We start from the raw sequence: 18,079 nt of genomic DNA on the forward strand, positions 1-18,079 counted from the left end.
GCCCTATGGGCCTGCTCGCGAAAGCGGTACTACATTTGACGGATGAATTGACTGGCCCACCGCTTTGGCCGAGCGCAATCTTCGGTAGCTGCTACAAAGAGAGAGTCGCAGAGGAGATTTAGTCATGTACCAGCTCTACGGGCATCAGAACTCAGGTGCGGCCGCCATCGAAGCCGCGTTGGAACTGTGCGAGGTTCCTTATCGCTTCATCGATGTTTCATCGTCCCCGGAGGCGGTTCAGGCATTGGAGAAGCTCAACCCGCTCAAGCAGATTCCCACCCTGCAACTGCCCGATGGCGGTGTTCTGACCGAGAGTGCGGCCATCCTGATTCATCTGGGCCTCACGTTCCCGGAGTCGAACCTGCTGCCGGATAACCCGCTCAAGCGTGATCAGGTTATTCGGGGCCTGGTGTACATCGTCAGCAATTGCTATGCCGCCATCGGCATCATCGATTATCCCGAACGCTGGCTGGCCGAGGCGGACGAATCATCCAGGGAAAACCTGATGGCCGGTGCCCGCCAACGCCTGCACTGGAGTTGGGAGGTGTTTGCCGATCAGTTCGCCGGCAAGTTGTACCTGGGCGAGGGAGCACCGGGCGCGCTGGATATTCTGGCGGCGGTGGTGACGCGGTGGGCGGGTACCCGAGAGCACTTGCGCGCTGCGCGGCCGGGGTTTTCCGCCTGGCTTGAACGCTTCGACCGGCATCCTGCATTGGCACCGGTTTTCGCGCGACATTGGCCATAGGAACACATCAAGCCAATGTGGGAGTGGGCTTGTGGTTAGGGGGCTTTTGTGGCGAGGGAGCTTGCTCCCGTTGAACTGCGCAGCAGTTCCTTCTTTGGGGCCGCTTCGCAGCCCAACGGGAGCAAGCTCCCTCGCCACAAAAGCTCCTTGCCACAGAAGCCCTTTGGCCACAGAAGCTTGCTCCCACAAGGGGATTTGCGGTGGATTGCAATCACTCGCCGCGGATGTACTGCTCCAACTGCCGAATCAGTTCAGCCTGTTCGGCAATGGCTTCCTTGACCAGGTCGCCGATCGACAGCAAGCCTATCAACTCGCCGTTTTCCACCACCGGCAAGTGCCTCAGGCGTTTTTCGGACATGATGCCCATGCAGGTTTCGACGGTTTGATGGGTGTCCACCGTAATGACCGGCGCGACCATGATGTCGCTGACCGGTGTGCCGACAGAGGAGCGCCCCTTGAGCACCAGTTTGCGCGCATAGTCACGCTCGCTGATGATGCCGACGACCTTTCCCTCTTTCAGCACCGGTAACGCGCCGACGTTTTTTGCGGCCATCACCATCAGCGCTTCCAGCACCATTTGATGAGGCGCAATGGTGTGGACTTCCTGATTCTGTTGGGCCTTTAACTTGAGCAGTTGGGCGACGGTTTTCATGGCGGATTCTCGGGTGTTGTCGTTGTTCTTGAAGAATCGTAGAGACGCGCTCGCAGAGCAAGGCAGAAAGCGGCAGATACCGCGCAAAAAGCGTCATTCGGCGATTTTTCTTTGTAAATGTCCACCCCTAATGCCGGTAAGTTAAGGCGCAGAACCTGTGGGAGCGAGCCTGCTCGCGATGACGGCGGTACATCCGGCATCAATGCAGGCTGACACGACGCTATCGCGAGCAGGCTCGCTCCCACAGGTTCTGCGGTGTTCAGTCCTTAACTGACAGGTTTCAGGGCTTGCCCCAATGCCAGGTCGATCACGCGTAGAATTACCCCTTGAATCAGATCGTTGAGGTTGCAGTGGTGGATTTACAGCAGGGCTTCGTCCTGACCCGGCATTGGCGCGATACCCCGGCCGGCACGGAAGTCGAGTTCTGGCTGGCGACCGATGCCGGTCCCCGACGCATTCGCCTGCCGCACCAACCGTCGGTAGCGTTCATTCCGGCGGTCCAGCGCGAGCAAGCTGAAGCGCTGCTGCGCGGCGAGAAAAACCTCGAGCTGAAGCCCTTGGCACTCCTGGATTTCGAGCACCGCCCGGTGCTCGGCCTGTATTGCCAGCAGCACGGTCAGTTGATGCGCCTGGAAACCGCGCTGCGCAAATCAGGCGTCGAGGTATTCGAGGCCGACATTCGCCCGCCGGAACGCTACATGATGGAGCGTTTCATCACCGCCCCCGTTTTATTCGGCGGCACGCCCAGCGCCGAAGGCTTGCTGCTCGACGCGCAAATGAAACCCGACCCCGGCTACCGACCGAAGCTCAGACTGGTCTCGCTGGACATCGAAACCACCGCCCAGGGCGAGTTGTACTCCATTGCCCTGGAAGGCTGCGGCGAGCGTCAGGTGTACATGCTCGGGCCGCCCAATGGCGATGACAGTGCAGTGGATTTCCAGCTCGAATACTGCGAATCCAGAACCCTGCTGCTGAAAAAACTCAATGAATGGTTCGCCCGGCACGACCCCGACGCCATCATCGGCTGGAATGTCGTGCAATTCGATCTGCGCGTACTGCACGAGCATGCTCGTCGCCTGGCGGTGCCGCTGAAGCTGGGGCGTGGCGGTGAAGAAATGCAGTGGCGCGAGCACGGCAACGGCAAGCATTACTTCGCGTCGGCCGCCGGCCGGTTGATCATCGACGGCATCGAGTCGCTGCGCTCGGCGACCTGGAACTTCCCCTCGTTCAGCCTGGAAAACGTCGCACAAACCCTGCTGGGCGAAGGCAAGTCGATCGACAACCCGTACCAGCGAATGGACGAAATCAATCGCATGTTCGCCGAGGACAAACCGGCCCTGGCGAAGTACAACCTCAAGGATTGCGAACTGGTGACGCGGATCTTCGCCAAGACCGAGTTGCTGACCTTCCTGCTCGAGCGCGCCAGCGTCACCGGTTTGCCGGCGGACCGCAGCGGTGGCTCGGTGGCGGCGTTCACTCACCTGTATATGCCGTTGATGCACCGTCAGGGCTTCGTCGCACCGAACCTTGGTGGCAAACCACCGGAGGCCAGCCCCGGCGGTTTTGTCATGGACTCACAACCGGGGTTGTATGAATCGGTGCTGGTGCTCGACTACAAAAGCCTCTATCCGTCGATCATCCGCACCTTCCTGATCGACCCGGTGGGCTTGATCGAAGGGCTCAAGCATCCCGACGACAGCGAGTCGGTGCCGGGCTTTCGCGGTGCGCGTTTCTCAAGAACCCGGCATTGCCTGCCGGCCATTGTCGCCCGGGTTGCCGAAGGTCGCGAAACCGCCAAGCGCGAACACAACGCGCCGTTGTCCCAGGCCCTGAAGATCATCATGAATGCCTTCTACGGCGTCCTCGGTTCCAGCGGTTGCCGCTTCTTCGATACACGGCTGGCCTCGTCCATCACCCTGCGCGGTCACGGGATCATGTTGCGCACCCGCCAGTTGATCGAGGCCCAAGGCCACTCGGTGATCTACGGCGACACCGACTCCACCTTTGTCTGGCTGCGCCGCGCCCACGGTCAGGCAGAAGCCGCGCAGATCGGCCACGCGCTGGTGGATCACGTCAACCAGTGGTGGCGCGAGCATGTGAAACAGGAATACGGGCTGGAAAGCGCCCTGGAGTTGCAGTTCGAAACCCACTACAAGCGCTTTTTGATGCCGACCATTCGCGGCGCCGAGGAGGGCAGCAAAAAGCGTTATGCCGGATTGGTCACCCGCGCCGATGGCACCGATGAAATGGTCTACAAGGGCCTGGAAACCGTGCGTACCGACTGGTCGCCGCTGGCCCGGCAATTCCAGCAGGAGCTGTACCTGCGCATCTTCAATCGCAAACCCTATCAGGACTATGTGCGTGACTATGTGCGCAAGACGTTGGCCGGTGAGTTCGACGAGCGCCTGATCTATCGCAAACGCCTGCGCCGTACCCTCGACGACTATCAACGTAACGTGCCGCCCCACGTGCGGGCCGCGCGGATCGCCGACGACTACAACGACCAGCAGGGACGTCCGCGGCAATATCAGAATGGCGGCTGGATCAGTTATGTAATCACTATCGCCGGCCCCGAGCCGCTGGAAATCCGCAGCGCGCCCATCGACTACGACCATTACGTCACTCGGCAGCTGCAACCGGTGGCGGATGCGATCCTGCCGTTCGTGGATGACGATTTCTCAACGCTGATTGGGGGGCAACTGGGCCTGTTTTGAGTCCAGTAGCGACAACGTCCAGCCATCCGGTATGCCGTGAAAATACTGATCCAGCGCCTGATGGAACAGGCTGCCTTTTGGCGAAACCTGGGCGAACAGCGTCATCGATGAGTGAAACTTGAGGTTATCGGGATGGCCGAAAATCTTGGCGATCGACTGATGAGGAACGTCCAGAACCAGTTGCGTGCACATGCGCAAGCGTGGACCCAGCAACGGATGCTCCAGGTACGCCGTGGCTTCTTCGCTGGAGCGAATGGCAAAGTAGCGGGACATCTCGCTGTCGCCCAAGCCGGAAAACTGCGGAAAGATAAACCACATCCAGTGGCGGCGCTTCTGGCCGGCGCGTAGCTCCTCCTGCACCCACTCGAACACAGGGTCCTGCGCCTGAACGAAGCGTGGCAAATTGAAAGAGTCGAGCTGATCGGTACTTCTCATGCCGATGCCCTCTGACAGAACGGCGATGGCTTAGACCATGGCCAACCGCTGCTTGCGTTGTGGCGCGCGAAAAGCTTGGTCCAGCGCCTCCAGATCCCCGACCTCAAGCCGCAATTGCGCCGCTTGCGCATTGAGCTGCACATGCTCGGGACGGACCGCTTTGGGGATGGCGATCACGCCGTTCTGACGCAGAATCCATGCCAGCGCTACCTGCGCAGGTGTCGCCTCGTGACGGACGGCAATCTGCTTGAGCGTCGAATTGGCCAGCATGTGCCCGCCCTGGCCGATTGGACAATAGGCCATCACTGGCATCCTTTGGTGTTGGCTCCAGGGGAGCAAATCAAATTCGATACCGCGCTCTTCCAGGTTATACAGCACCTGATTGGTGGCGCAGGCTGGCGAGGCCAATTCTTGCAGGTCATCCAGGTCGAAATTGGACACGCCCCAACGGCCGATCTTGCCCTCTTCGCGCAGGCGTTCGAAGGCTTCGACGGTTTCCTCAAGGGCATAGTCGCCGCGCCAGTGCAACAGGTAGAGATCGATGTAATCGGTATTCAACCGCCGCAGGCTGCGCTCGCAGGCCTGGGGGATGCCTTTGCGGCTGGCGTTGTAGGGATAGACCTTGCTGACCAGAAAAACCTGGTCGCGAAGGCCGGCGATGGCTTCACCCACCACCTCTTCAGCGCCTCCTTCGGCGTACATTTCAGCGGTGTCGATCAGGGTCATGCCCAACTCGATGCCCAAACGCAACGCTGCAACTTCCTTTGTGTGTCGGGAGCGTTCCTCTCCCATGCGCCAGGTTCCGTGGCCGATGACCGGCACATTGCTGCCGGCCAACTCAAGAGTACGCATGAATCCTCCGTTCTGACGTCCGATCGATACTACAGTTGGCAGCAAAATAGTCCGGTGGTTCCGTGGATATTCTCGAAAGATCGCAGCCTGCGGCAGCTCCTGCAGGGGTGGGGGCATACCCGATATTGGGGGCCGATGCAGGAGCCGCCGAAGGCTGCGATTTTTTGATCTATAGGGTAGAAAACTTATACACCGTAGTCTGGCTATAACTCTTGCCCGGATCCAGCCGTGTGGACGGGAAATTCGGCTGGTTCGGCGAATCTGGATAATGTTGTGTTTCCAGAGTGAACGCCCCCCAATGCGGATAAATCTTGCCAGCCTTGCCCTTGACCGTGCCATCGAGGAAGTTGCTTGTGTAGAACTGCACACCCGGTTCAGTAGTGTAGAGCTGCAACCGGCGCCCGGATTGCGGATCGCTGACATCGGCGGCGAGTTTGCCCAGATCACCCTTGGCGTCCAGCACCCAGTTGAAATCGAAACCGCCTTGTTTCGGTTCGGCGAATTTCAGTTGCGGGTGATCAGCCTTGATGTGTTGACCGATGGCGGTCGGTTGAGTGAAGTCCATGGGCGTGCCGGCAACCGGGGCCAGCTCACCGGTGGGGATCAGTTTGCCGGTGACCGGCGTGTAACGGGCTGCATGCAAGGTCGCAAGCTGCTTCAGGACGTCGCCGTTGCCCGCGCCGGCCAGGTTGAAATAACTGTGGTTGGTCAGGTTCAGCACCGTGGGTTTGTCGGTGCTGGCCTTGTACTCGATGCGTAGCTCATTGTTCTCGGTGAGGCTGTAGGTGACCTCGGTTTTCAGGTCGCCCGGGAAACCCATTTCACCGCCCGCCGACAGATACGTCAGGGTCACGCCCACCGAATCCTTGCCTTTGTTCGGTTCAGCTTTCCACACCCGTTTATCGAAACCTTGGGCCCCGCCGTGCAGTGAATTGCTGCCGTCGTTGAGTGGCACCTGATAGCGCTTGCCGTCCAGCTCGAAGGCACCGTTGGCCAGGCGGTTGCCGAAGCGGCCAATGGTCGCGCCGAAGTACGCGGTGCCGCTTTGATAACCCTGCACATCATCGAAGCCCAGCACCACATCGTCGAGCTTGCCGTTTTTGTCCGGCACTTTCAGCGACTGCAGAATCCCGCCGTAGGTAATGACCGTGGCTTGCAGACCATGGCTGTTGCGCAAGATGTATTGCTCGACGGGCGTGCCGTCATTGGTTTTGCCGAAGGCTTTGTGTTCGCTGGACAAGCCGGCGGCATGAGCGGGGAGGGTGGCGATCATCAGGGACAGTCCGAGGCCGGAGAGCAGGTATCGAGATTGAAGCATGGTTGACCTTCCTTTTTGTTGTTTTGTGAGAAGTAGTCATACTAATAATCGAGTTTTAACCCGATCAAGGAAGGATTTATAGCTTATCTGTGCAGTGTTGCAATTATAAAGTATGACTAATGCGGAGCCGCTTTCACGGTGACCCGCGTTTACGGACCACCGGCACTGCACTTTTCCAGCTTTCGCGGTTCTATCCTTGGCCAGCCCGCGGCGATCCCCACCGCCGGCCCATGCCCAAGTTCAAGAACCCATGGCTCGAGTTTTACCCCGCTTTACCCCGCACATTCGCCGTTATTGCTTGCTGCTGATTGGCCTGTCGATGCTCTTCGCCAGCGGCTGCAGTCATCAGCCGGGCAACGATATCGTCAGCCAGTTTCGCAACGGCCAACCCCAGGAATTCCTCCAGACCAGCGTCGACCGTATGGCGACCCTGACGATGCGTGACAACCTCGAAAGCCTCTACCTGCTGATGAACAAGCTCTACCTGCGCAACCCGGAGGAGCTGAAGAAATCCGGCTTCCTCGATGTCGGCACCGCGGAAAAACAAGTGCGCATGGCCATCGAACAGCAAGAGCCGCTACCCACTCTCGGCGGCAAAAAAGATCTCGCCGCGCTGAGCTACGCCATGAGCCCGGAATTCCTCGGCGACCGGGTGGGGGCCTTCATCTATGCCATCGGCAGCATGCTGGTCACCGCCCACGGCAATCGGCTGGAGTTCTACATGACGGATGCGATCAACCCGACCTTCGTCAGCAATGCCGCGCGCAACATCGAGAAAGCCACCTGGATCTTGAGTCAGCGGCAAAACAAGCAAGGCGAGCCCTTGCTGTTTTCCAACGAAATCTCGGAGGAGGGCAGCAACCTGAGTTTTGCCGTGGAGTTCGGCAAAATCGTCGCGCGGCTGGACCTGCTGACCCAGATGCTGGATGAACGCTACCGGCGAATCGGCCTCAACTATGCCCAGAGTTTGCTGTTCCTGAATTTCTTGCCGGTGCAGTAATTCGAGTAGTGAACCCAAATCCCCTGTGGGAGCGGACTTGCTCGCGAATGCGGTGTGTCAGTTGGTACTCATGGTGACTGACACACCGCATTCGCGAGCAAGCCCGCTCCCACAAGGGGGATATGGTGGTGGAGGGAAAACTGTGTTCCGGCCCAATGAGTTGGCATAACGATAGACCGTATCGATATAACTGGTTATAAGAAAAATCGCTATGCTGCGAGCCGGTTATTCTCCTGCGATTTTCTGGGCGTATTAATGGAATTCGGTAGTTTCGGGTTGGTCGTTGCAGGTCTGGTGGTCGGCTTTATTGTCGGCATGACCGGCGTCGGGGGCGGTTCGTTGATGACCCCCATTCTGTTGTGGTTCGGCGTCAATCCGGCTACGGCAGTGGGCACGGACTTGCTGTACGCGGCCATTACCAAATCCAGTGGTGTGCTGGTTCATCGCAAGAACAAGAACATCGACTGGGCAATCACCGGTTGGCTGACCCTAGGCAGTGTGCCGGCAGTGGCGCTGACGCTGTGGTTCCTGAGCAGTTTGCAGACCTCGCCCGACGCGATGAATGCCGTCATCAAACAAGCCTTGGGCTTCGTGTTGTTCGCCACGGCGCTGGCAATTTTCTTCAAGAAACGCTTGCTCGATTTCGCCCACAAACGGGCGGGCGGCCACTACAACCCCAGCGGTTCGCGGTTGAATGTACTGACCGTCATTACCGGTCTGGTCCTCGGCACCATGGTCGCCCTGACCTCCATCGGCGCCGGCGCCCTGGGCACCGTCGCACTGTTCATCCTGTATCCACTGCTGCCTACCCGACGCCTGGTCGGCACCGAAATCGCTCACGCGGTGCCCCTGACCCTGGTCGCCGGCCTGGGCCACGCGAGCATGGGCAACATGGATTGGCACGTTTTGGGCTACTTGCTGGTCGGTTCGTTGCCGGGGATTTACCTGGGCAGCCACTTGACCGGGCGGATCTCCGACGAACTGCTGCGTCCGTGCCTGGCCACGATGCTGGTCCTGATCGGCTACAAGCTGGCGTTCTGACCCGGCACCGCCTACATCACTGAATTTAGCGGAATCATGCTCTCGCTGGCGTAGTCAAAACTATGACCACGTTCAGATGAGGTCATGACGTCCATGAACAGCCCTGTAAACGATCTTCTGCGACGGTTCCGCCGCCCCCGCGGCGAGCCACCCGGCAACGCGGCCGAAGTGCTGCGCCGTCATGCCGAGCCGTTGCCTGCACTCGACTCACCTGAATTCGGCGAACTGTTCGACCGCTTTGGCGATGCCAGCGTGGTGCTGATCGGTGAAGCCAGCCACGGCACCCAGGATTTCTACCAGACCCGAGCGGCGATCACCCGCCGCCTGATCGAGCAGCACGGCTTCGGCATCGTCGCGGTCGAAGCCGACTGGCCCGATGCCGGGCAGATCGACCGATGCGTCCGCGACCTGGGCCGCTCCGCCTGGAAAAAACAGGCCTTCGCCCGATTCCCCACCTGGATGTGGCGCAACACGGCCGTGCAGACCTTTACCCGCTGGCTGCACCACCATAATCGCGGGCTGACGCTGGAGCAGCGGGTGGAGTTTCGGGGGCTGGATGTTTACAGCATGCGTCACTCTATCGACGAAGTGCTGGGCTATCTCGATAAGACCGACCCGCAGTTGGCGAAAGAGGCCCGCCATCGCTACAGCTGCCTGACGCCGTGGCATGACGACCCGGCGCTGTACGGTCATTTCGCCGAGCGCGGCAATATGGCCACGTGCGAGGACGCAGTGGTCGAGCAGTTGAATGTGCTGCTGGGCGAACGGCTTGATCCGATGGTCGCCGACGATGAGGCGTTTTTCAGCGCCACCCAGAACGCCCGCGTCGTGCGGGCCGCCGAGCAGTATTACCGCGCCATGTACCGCGGCTCGACCGCCTCGTGGAACTTGCGTGACCTGCACATGTTCGAGACTTTGCAAACCTTGATGGAGCATCGCGGGGCGGGCGCCAAAGCGGTGGTGTGGGCGCATAACTCACACATCGGCAACGCCGCCGCCACGCAAATGGGTTGGGAGGGGCAGTTCAACATCGGCCAGTTGTGCCGCACCGCCTACGGCTCACAAGCGGTGCTGATCGGCATGGGCACCGACCATGGCACCGTCGCTGCCGCCGATGACTGGGATGAGCCGATGCAGGTCAAACAGGTGAACCCGGCATTGGCCGACAGCTGGGAACAACTGTTTCTCCAGGCCGGCGTCCCCGCAGCGCTGCTTGACTGGCGGACGTCACCAAGCGATGAGTTGCTGGACGTGCTGGCCGAGCCACTACTTGAGCGCGCCATCGGCGTCATCTATCGACCCAGGACCGAGCGCCAGAGCCATTACTTTCAGGCAGTGCTGGCGGAGCAGTTCGACGCTTTTGTCTGGATCGAAAAAACCCATGCGGTCTCGCCATTGCCGGAGCCCGAGTTCATGGAGCACGAGGAAGACACCTTTCCGTTCGGTATATGACATGCAAATGACGGGTATCTATTCCCGGGTAAAAATCTCCAGCAGATGCCCGTCCGGGTCATCGAAATACACCCGTCGGCCACCGCCGTAATCATTGACCTCGTTCGGCCGTTGTTTGCCCGGATCGGCCCACCAGGGCTGCTTGCGCGCTTGCAGGCGAGCGAAGGCCGCATCGAAGTCTTCGTCGCCGATCAGAAACGCATAATGTTGGGAGGCGATGGGCGGGTCGTTATTGTAGAAATCCAGCGACACTCCGTTATCGAATTTGACCACCAGCATCGGCCCGAACGGCTCGGCATCGGGCAGGCCGAGGAGGTCGGTCAGGTAGCGGGCCGACACCTGTTTGTCACGGCACCAGACGATGGTGTGATTCAGCTGAGCGCTCATGGAAAAATCCTCACGGCGAATCAGGTCGTGCAAGTGGTGCTATGAGATTAGCTCAGGCTGTTGCGCAATGACCGCCCTGACCTAAGCTTGGGGCAAGGCGAAACGCAATTGCAGTGCGTCACCCGGAACGTTCGCCGCGATGCGCAATCATTAGAGCGTGGATATCAAAAGGAGATGCGCATGCTCATCAGGTCTTTGACCCTGGCTACTCTGCTGGCTTTCGTCGGCCCCCTGTTAGCCGCCGATGACGATTCCCCTCTGGTTAAAGACGTGGGCAGGGCCCGTCCCCTGATTGTCATCGCGCCCAGTTCGGTCGATCCCACCTGGGTCAGCCTGAAAAAGTCGCTGGATGAACCCGCCAGTCGGCAGGGCTTCACCGAGCGAAACATGGTGCTGTACACCGTGATCAATACGATGGGCCAACGCGACGGCAAAGACCTCGACCCGCAAACGACTATGGCGTTGATCCGCTCGCTCAAGCTGGGTGCCGGGGCGAAGAGCAAAATCATCCTGGTCGGCAAGGACGGCGAAAAGAAGCTTGAAAAGGATGCGGTCGAGCTGAAAGAGATTTTCAGCACCGTCGACCAGTTGCCGGCAGCCGAGAAAGAAGCAACGGTACCGACGCCAGCGCCGGTGGCTGAAGTTGCACCGGCCAAAGGTGCAAAAGGCAAACCGGCGAAGCCCGCCAAACCCGCCAAACCTCCAGAACAGCCCGATGAATGAATTTCCTCCATTGGTGAAGATCTCTGTGGCGAGGGGGCTTGCCCCCGTTGGCCTGCGAAGCAGGCCCCAATCCTTGCTAAACAAAAATGGGCGACCTCAAGAGGCCGCCCATTTTTTTGCCACCAGAAATCTGGAATCTAACCACCCACTGTGGCGAGGGAGCTTGCTCCCGCTCGGCTGCGAAGCAGTCGTAAACCCGGCATCTGAGGTCTATCTGATGCAACGCGGTGGTTGGTTTGGGGCCGCTGCGCAGCCCAACGGGGGCAAGCCCCCTCGCCACAGGTGCGCGGTTGCCCAGCCTCAATGGGTTGTCGGGATCATTCAGTCAGCGCACTCAGTATTTTGTGAGCGATTTTGACTCGCTCGGCATTCGGGTAGTTTTTGTTGGCCAGGATCACGATGCCGATGTCCTTCGCCGGAATAAAGGCGACATAGGCGCCAAAGCCGCCGGTTGAACCGGTTTTGTTGATCAACACAGTGTCGTGTGGCGGTTGCGGCGGGTTCAGCGGTTGGACTTTATGAGCCTCAAGCGCCATTTGCGACGAGTTGCCCGCCAGCAACGTATCGAGCGTTGCCGGATAGTTGTAGAGCTCCCAACCCAACCCTTGAGTCATCTCGCCGACGGTGTAGTAACCGGTGTGAGTGGTGGCGATGGCTTGCTGCAAGGGCTTTTCCAGCGACGTTGGATTCATGTTCGTTTCAACATAGCGAAGCAGGTCCGAGGCGCTGGTTTTCACGCCATACGCTTCGGAATCCAATGCACCCGGTCCGACCCGCACAGGCTTGTCGTCCTTGTTGTAACCCTGGGCGTAAAGCGCCATCTGATCCTGCGGCACCTTGAGGTAGCTGTGCTTGAGGCCGAGTTTTGGCAGCAAGGTTTTTTCCATCAACTCATCGAACGGCGCACCCATGCTTTGCGCCGCCAGATAGCCGAACAACCCAATGCTGGGGTTTGAATATTGGCGATGAGTGCCGGCGGCGTAGGTCGGTTTCCACTGCTTGAAATAGCCGAGCATTTTGTCCTGATGGTCTGCCTCACCGGGGAATTGCAGCGGCAGGCCACCGGCGGTGTAGGTGCCGAGTTGCAGCACGCTGATGCTGTCGAACGCGCTGCCACGCAATGTCGGCAGAACCTGACTGGCATTGCCCGACAGGGCCAGTTTACCTGTCGCCTGCGCATAGGCGGCGAGGGTGGCGGTGAAGGTTTTGCTCACCGAACCGATCTCGAACAGGGTGTCTTCGGTGACGGCTTTGCCGTTTTCTTTCGAAGCCACGCCGTAGTTAAAGTAATGAGGTTGGCCATTAACGGTAATCGCGACCGCGACACCGGGGATCTGCTGTTGCTGCATCACCGGTTCAATGGCGGCCTTGACGATGGCTTCGACGCGGTCGTCAGCAAAGCTGTGGCTAACGCCGAGTAGAAGTGCGAAAGCGCTGTAAGACGCGAGTTTTCTCTGATTCTTTTTAGGCATGATTGAATTACTTTCCATGAGTTTCTGTGGTGTTAACCGCTACACTCCGAGCGGTTTTTCAAGCCGGTCCGTTGTTGGGCGAGCCAAATCTATGCAGTTTGGCGAAGACCGACAAACGACGATATTTCGGATGAGCCATTAGAAAATTTTGGGAGTGGGCATGATTCGACCTCATCTGCCGTTGAATGCGCTGCGCGCTTTCGAGGCTTCGGCACGCCATTTGAGTTTCACACGGGCGGCGGTGGAGTTGTGCGTCACGCAGGCGGCGGTGAGTCATCAGGTCAAAAGCCTTGAAGCCCAGCTTAACGTGACTTTGTTCAAACGCTTGCCCCGAGGCCTGATGCTGACCAGCGAAGGTGAAACCCTGCTGCCGGTGTTGCGCGAATCCTTCGACCGGATCGCCGAGACCCTGGGGCGTTTCGAGGGCGGGCATTTTCGCGAGGTGTTGACGGTAGGGGCGGTGGGGACGTTCGCGGTCGGTTGGCTGTTACCGCGGCTGGCGGATTTTCAGACGAAATATCCGTTCATCGATTTGCGCCTGTCGACCAACAACAACCGGGTGGACGTGGCCGCTGAAGGCCTGGATTACGCCATTCGATTTGGCGCGGGGGCGTGGCATGGGATCGAAGCAGTACGGTTGATCGAGGCGCCGCTGTCGGTGCTCTGCGTTCCCGAGATTGCACGGCAGTTGCGCACACCGGCCGATCTGTTGCAGCAAACGCTGTTGCGCTCCTATCGCACGGATGAGTGGCCGGAGTGGTTTCAGGCGACCGGGTTGCCGGCCCATGTCGCTGCGCCCCGGAGCATCGTCTTCGATTCGTCGCTGGCGATGATGGAGGCTGCGCTGCAAGGGGCGGGAGTGGCATTGGCGCCGCCGCTGATGTTTGCCCGGCAACTGGCGGCGGGCGCAATCGAGCAACCGTTCACTATCGGAATCACCACGGGCAGCTACTGGCTGACCCGCTTGCAGTCGCGCCCTGAAACGTCTGCGATGGCCGCGTTCAAGGACTGGTTGCTGCAAGCGGCACGGCAGAATTAGTGTGAATACCGCCCCTGTGGGAGCGAGCCTGCTCGCGATGGCGGTGTGACAGTCAATGATGATGTTGGCTGTTACGGCCTCATCGCGAGCAAGCCCGCTCCCACAGGGATTGCAGTGTTTCAGGGTTACCGCACCAGACACGGCCGCTTGTTATCGAATTTCCACCCCGGAATCAGAAACTGCATCGCCACGCTGTCATCCCGCGCACCCAGCCCCATGCCTTTGTACAGCTCATGGGCCTTGGCCAGTTGATCGATGTCCAGCTCAACACCCAGGCCAGGTTTTTTCGGCACCTGCACGCAGCCGTCGACGATTTGCAGCGGCGCTTTGGTCAGGCGTTGGCCGTCCTGCCAGATCCAGTGGGTGTCGATGGCGGTGATTTCACCCGGTGCGGCGGCCGCGACGTGGGTGAACATGGCCAGGGAAATATCGAAGTGGTTGTTGGAATGCGAGCCCCAGGTCAGGCCCCATTCGTGGCACATCTGCGCGACTCGAACCGAGCCCTGCATGGTCCAGAAGTGTGGGTCCGCCAAAGGAATATCCACCGATTGCAACTGGATCGCATGACCCATTTCCCGCCAGTCGGTGGCGATCATGTTGGTCGCGGTTTTCAGGCCTGTGGCCCGACGGAACTCGGCCATGACTTCCCGGCCCGAATAACCATTTTCCGCACCGCACGGGTCTTCGGCGTAAGCCAGAACGTGATGCTGATCCCGGCACAGGCGGATCGCTTCTTTCAGTGACCAGGCGCCATTCGGATCAAGGGTGATGCGCGCATCGGGAAAGCGTTGGGCGAGGGCAGTGACCGCTTCGATTTCCTCGTCGCCGCTCAACACGCCGCCCTTGAGTTTGAAGTCCTTGAAGCCATAACGGGCGTGGGCAGCTTCCGCCAGGCGCACCACGGCGTCGGCGCTCATGGCTTTTTCGTGACGCACACGGAACCAGTCGTTGTCGGCGTCCGGTTCACTGCGGTAGGCCAGATCGGTTTCGTTGCGATCACCGACATAAAACAGGTAACCGAGCATCTTCACTTCATCGCGCTGCTGGCCTTCGCCGAGCAGGGCCGCGACTGGCACATCCAGGTGCTGACCGAGCAAGTCGAGCAGGGCGGCTTCCAGGCCGGTGACCGCGTGAATGGTGATGCGCAGGTCGAAGGTCTGCAGGCCGCGACCGCCGGCATCGCGATCGGCAAAGGTCTGGCGCACTTGATTGAGGATCTTCTGGTAAGTGCCTATCGGGCTGCCGACCACCAGTGCGCGCGCGTCTTCCAGCGTCTGGCGAATACGCTCGCCACCCGGCACTTCGCCGACGCCAGTGTGACCGGCGTTGTCCTTGAGGATCACGATATTGCGGGTGAAAAACGGGCCATGGGCGCCACTCAGGTTGAGCAGCATGCCATCGTGGCCGGCCACTGGCACAACCTGCATGCTGGTAATGACCGGGGCTTTTGCGGCATCTTGTGGGTTCATTTTCTTGTCCTTAAAAACCAATATTCAGGCGTGATTAGGTGCTGGTTTGCCCGGGGCAACCACAGGTGCAGGTTTCGGTTTATTGCGCGCGGCAAAGACGATGATCGCGGCGATGATCGAGGTGGCGGCCAAGCCGTACAGCCCGCCCTGAATCGACCCGGTGTGTTCTTCCAACAGGCCGAAGGTGGTCGGCGCAACGAAGCCGCCGAGGTTGCCCACCGAGTTGATCAGTGCGATCACGCCAGCAGCAATCCGCGCATCCAGATACGCCTGGGGAATGGGCCAGAACAGCGACGATGCCGATTTGAAACCCAGCGCAGCGAAGCAGATGGCGACGAAGGCGAAGATCGGCCCGCCGGTGGTGGACATGAACATTCCGGCGGCAGCGATCAGCAGCGCAGCGGCGACCCAGGCTTGCTGGTGTTTCCATTTTGCCGACAGCGTGGCGAAGGCGTACATGCCGACGATCGACAGCAACCACGGAATCGAGTTGAACAACCCGACCTGAATGTCGCTCAGGTCGCCCATCTTCTTGATGATGCTGGGCAGCCAGAAGGTCGCGGCGTAGATGGTCAACTGGATGAAGAAGTAGATCAGGCAGAACAGGATGATCTGGCGATCCTTGAGCAGCGTACCCAGCGACGGTTTGATCGGCGTCGCGGCTTCGCGGGCCAGTTGTTCGTCATCGATGGCTTTGACCAGCGCGTCCTGCTCGGGACGGGTCAGCCATTTGGCGTCGTGGGGTTTGGAGTCCAGCCAGCACCAGACGAACACGCACAGGCCGACCGAGAACATCCCTTCAATGAAGTACATCCACTGCCAGCCGTGCATGCCAAAACCACTGATTTGCAGCAGCAACCCGGACAGCGGACCGGAGATCAGCGATGCAATGGCCGAGCCGCTGAGGAAGATCGCAATCGCCTTGCCGCGCTCCACACCGGGCAACCAGCGGGTGAAGTAATAAATCACTCCGGGGAAGAAACCGGCTTCGGCCACGCCCAGTAGAAATCGCAGGATGTAAAAGTGGGTTTCGTTCTGGATGAACGCCATGCAGGCGGCCACCAGACCCCAGGTCAGCATGATGCGGGTCAGCCAGATTCGCGCGCCGACTTTTTGCAGGAGGATGTTGGAGGGGACTTCGAACAGCGCGTAACCGATGAAGAACAGACCGGCACCGAGGCCGTAGGCGGCAGCGCCAATGCCGAGGTCATGCTCCATGTGCGCGCGGACGAAGCCGATGTTCACACGGTCGATGTAGTTGACGATGAACATGATCACGAACAGCGGCAGGACGTGGCGTTTCACTTTCGAGATGGCGGACTTCAGAACCGAATCGGCGCCATCGTTCATCTCGGATATAGATGTATTCACTGCTTTTTCTCCCACTCGTTATTTTTATGCGGGGTGTTGCTGGGTGCTGCGTTGTTGATAGACATCATACAACTACATTTTTTTGTCCTACAAGTACTGTCTCTCAACAAAATGGCGCTAGGCGAGAGGTTTTTTATTCGTTTTTTGGATTTTAGCGGCGTATTTGTTGAGTTATGTCGCGGTCTACTCAATTGGAAATTTTTTCTTTCTCGCGACAGGGCGCTTAAATCAGATCGTCTTTTCAGTGTTCTGATTGAGTGTTGTCATACAAGTTTAGCGGCATTTTGTTGAGATTCCCGTCACCGAGAAGCGAGCGCAGTGCTACGATCCGGATACCTGCTTTACGGATAAATCGCCATGCAAGAAGACATCGACGCACCTGCCCGCAAGCGTGCCCATAACCTGGCCCATGATCTGGTGAGCAAACTGACCCAGAGCATCCTGCTCGGCCAGATGGTGCCGGGGGACAAGCTGCCGTCGGAGAACTCGATTGTTCAGGAACATGGGGTCAGTCGCACGGTGGTGCGCGAGGCAATCTCGAAGTTGCAGGCTTCGGGGCTGGTGGAAACCCGTCATGGCATCGGTACTTTTGTCCTCGAGCGAGCACCGGATCAGGGGCTGCGACTGAATGTCGATACCGCGCTGGGCGTGCGCAGCATTCTGGAGTTGCGCATGGGCCTGGAAACCCAGGCGGCGGCGTTGGCAGCGGTTCGTCGCACAGACCAGCAGTTGGCACAGATGCGTGAAGCGCTGGATGACTATCAAAGCCTGCTGGCCAACAACGACAGTTGTGTCGAGGCAGACAAACGCTTCCATCTGCTGATCGCCGAAGCCACCGGCAATGTTTGCTTTACCGAGATCATGCAGCACCTGGGCAGCGCCATGATCCCCCGGACCCGCGTCAATGCCGCCGAGCGCGGGTCGGCGGATTTGAGCAAACTCGGGCAACTCGCCAACCTCGAACACGAGGCGATTCTCAACGCCATCAAGCGCCAGGACCCGGATGCGGCGCGGGCGGCGATGTGGTTGCACCTGACTAACAGCCGCGACCGCTTTTCGGCTGATCGGTAGCCGCCGTTGGTCTTCTCGATAGCACCCCGTTTGCAGGCTCGTTTCCAACCTGTACGGCCCAGATTCGCTGGACCTCATCAGTGAGGTGCGTCATGGCTTACGAGCAAATCCTTCAAGGTGGAGTTTCTGATAACGACCCTGTCAGACCCATTCCCGATATGGACGATCCGTCGATGGATCACGACGCACCACCCGGCATGGACCCTTCGCGAGACCCGGCCGATACGGACGTTGATCGTCCTGAAGACTGGAGGGACCCGGATCTGGACCCGGATCTGGATGACGACATTCCGGCGCCGGATGAAGAAACGCCATTGTCCGACGACAGGCGATAAACG

General features: G+C 59.3%; 17 protein-coding genes. 9 read left to right on the forward strand and 8 right to left on the reverse strand.

What is annotated here, in order from left to right; genetic code table 11:
• Positions 1–124: 124 nt before the first annotated feature.
• Entirely contained in the window at positions 125–745 is a 621-nt protein-coding gene (locus BK662_RS07220; RefSeq protein ID WP_123357500.1) for a glutathione S-transferase N-terminal domain-containing protein, read from the forward strand.
• A 211-nt stretch (positions 746–956) separates the two neighbouring features.
• On the opposite strand, the gene BK662_RS07225 is transcribed toward BK662_RS07220, so the two are convergent.
• A complete protein-coding gene (locus tag BK662_RS07225; protein WP_007901706.1) occupies positions 957–1,397 on the reverse strand; it encodes a CBS domain-containing protein in 441 nt (146 codons plus the stop codon).
• Positions 1,398–1,750: 353 nt separating this feature from the next.
• On the opposite strand from BK662_RS07225, the gene BK662_RS07235 reads away from it, so the two are divergent.
• Entirely contained in the window at positions 1,751–4,111 is a 2,361-nt protein-coding gene (locus BK662_RS07235; RefSeq protein WP_185047093.1) for a DNA polymerase II, read from the forward strand.
• Here the strand turns inward: BK662_RS07235 and BK662_RS07240 are convergent.
• From BK662_RS07240 to BK662_RS07250, 3 genes are all read right to left on the reverse strand, one after another.
• The gene (locus BK662_RS07240; protein ID WP_123357502.1) at positions 4,076–4,546 is read right to left on the reverse strand and encodes a DUF1810 domain-containing protein; all 471 of its coding nucleotides are present in this window, start codon (positions 4,544–4,546) and stop codon (positions 4,076–4,078) included. The genes BK662_RS07235 and BK662_RS07240 overlap by 36 nt on opposite strands.
• 30 nt (positions 4,547–4,576) lie before the next feature.
• On the reverse strand, positions 4,577–5,398 hold the full coding sequence (locus BK662_RS07245) for an aldo/keto reductase (RefSeq protein ID WP_123357503.1): 822 nt from the start codon (positions 5,396–5,398) through the stop codon (positions 4,577–4,579).
• Positions 5,399–5,567: 169 nt separating this feature from the next.
• Positions 5,568–6,716: an aldose epimerase family protein gene (locus BK662_RS07250; RefSeq protein ID WP_123357504.1), complete on the reverse strand. Its 1,149-nt coding sequence runs from the start codon at positions 6,714–6,716 to the stop codon at positions 5,568–5,570.
• A gap of 250 nt (positions 6,717–6,966) precedes the next feature.
• On the opposite strand from BK662_RS07250, the gene BK662_RS07255 reads away from it, so the two are divergent.
• From BK662_RS07255 to BK662_RS07265, 3 genes are all read left to right on the forward strand, one after another.
• Positions 6,967–7,716: a hypothetical protein gene (locus BK662_RS07255; RefSeq protein WP_008011377.1), complete on the forward strand. Its 750-nt coding sequence runs from the start codon at positions 6,967–6,969 to the stop codon at positions 7,714–7,716.
• A 255-nt stretch (positions 7,717–7,971) separates the two neighbouring features.
• Complete coding sequence (locus tag BK662_RS07260; protein ID WP_123357505.1) at positions 7,972–8,757, forward strand: sulfite exporter TauE/SafE family protein; 786 nt, start codon at positions 7,972–7,974, stop codon at positions 8,755–8,757.
• A gap of 93 nt (positions 8,758–8,850) precedes the next feature.
• On the forward strand, positions 8,851–10,209 hold the full coding sequence (locus BK662_RS07265) for an erythromycin esterase family protein (protein ID WP_123357506.1): 1,359 nt from the start codon (positions 8,851–8,853) through the stop codon (positions 10,207–10,209).
• Positions 10,210–10,227: 18 nt separating this feature from the next.
• Here BK662_RS07265 and BK662_RS07270 read toward each other — a convergent pair whose 3' ends face one another.
• Entirely contained in the window at positions 10,228–10,596 is a 369-nt protein-coding gene (locus tag BK662_RS07270) for a VOC family protein (RefSeq protein ID WP_123357507.1), read from the reverse strand.
• Positions 10,597–10,776: 180 nt separating this feature from the next.
• Between BK662_RS07270 and BK662_RS07275 the strand changes: the two genes are divergently transcribed.
• Complete coding sequence (locus tag BK662_RS07275) at positions 10,777–11,319, forward strand: DUF4174 domain-containing protein (RefSeq protein WP_123357508.1); 543 nt, start codon at positions 10,777–10,779, stop codon at positions 11,317–11,319.
• 317 nt (positions 11,320–11,636) lie between these two features.
• On the opposite strand, the gene ampC is transcribed toward BK662_RS07275, so the two are convergent.
• Positions 11,637–12,791 carry a class C beta-lactamase gene (gene ampC, locus BK662_RS07285; protein ID WP_311196278.1) on the reverse strand — a complete coding sequence of 385 codons (1,155 nt, stop codon included), beginning with the start codon at positions 12,789–12,791 and terminating at the stop codon, positions 11,637–11,639.
• Positions 12,792–12,951: 160 nt separating this feature from the next.
• Between ampC and BK662_RS07290 the strand changes: the two genes are divergently transcribed.
• The gene (locus BK662_RS07290) at positions 12,952–13,830 is read left to right on the forward strand and encodes a LysR family transcriptional regulator (protein ID WP_123357510.1); all 879 of its coding nucleotides are present in this window, start codon (positions 12,952–12,954) and stop codon (positions 13,828–13,830) included.
• A gap of 125 nt (positions 13,831–13,955) precedes the next feature.
• Here BK662_RS07290 and gudD read toward each other — a convergent pair whose 3' ends face one another.
• Both gudD and BK662_RS07300 read right to left on the reverse strand, forming a co-directional pair.
• Positions 13,956–15,299 carry a glucarate dehydratase gene (gene gudD, locus BK662_RS07295; protein WP_123357511.1) on the reverse strand — a complete coding sequence of 448 codons (1,344 nt, stop codon included), beginning with the start codon at positions 15,297–15,299 and terminating at the stop codon, positions 13,956–13,958.
• A gap of 24 nt (positions 15,300–15,323) precedes the next feature.
• Positions 15,324–16,670, reverse strand: coding sequence for an MFS transporter (locus BK662_RS07300; RefSeq protein WP_123357512.1), 1,347 nt, complete (start codon positions 16,668–16,670; stop codon positions 15,324–15,326).
• A 357-nt stretch (positions 16,671–17,027) separates the two neighbouring features.
• Between BK662_RS07300 and BK662_RS07305 the strand changes: the two genes are divergently transcribed.
• The gene (locus BK662_RS07305; protein ID WP_038982385.1) at positions 17,028–17,741 is read left to right on the forward strand and encodes a FadR/GntR family transcriptional regulator; all 714 of its coding nucleotides are present in this window, start codon (positions 17,028–17,030) and stop codon (positions 17,739–17,741) included.
• A 92-nt stretch (positions 17,742–17,833) separates the two neighbouring features.
• Positions 17,834–18,076, forward strand: coding sequence for a hypothetical protein (locus tag BK662_RS07310; RefSeq protein WP_123357513.1), 243 nt, complete (start codon positions 17,834–17,836; stop codon positions 18,074–18,076).
• Positions 18,077–18,079 lie beyond the last annotated feature (3 nt).

Source organism: Pseudomonas frederiksbergensis (assembly GCF_003732275.1).
Taxonomy (GTDB): domain Bacteria; phylum Pseudomonadota; class Gammaproteobacteria; order Pseudomonadales; family Pseudomonadaceae; genus Aquipseudomonas; species Aquipseudomonas frederiksbergensis_H.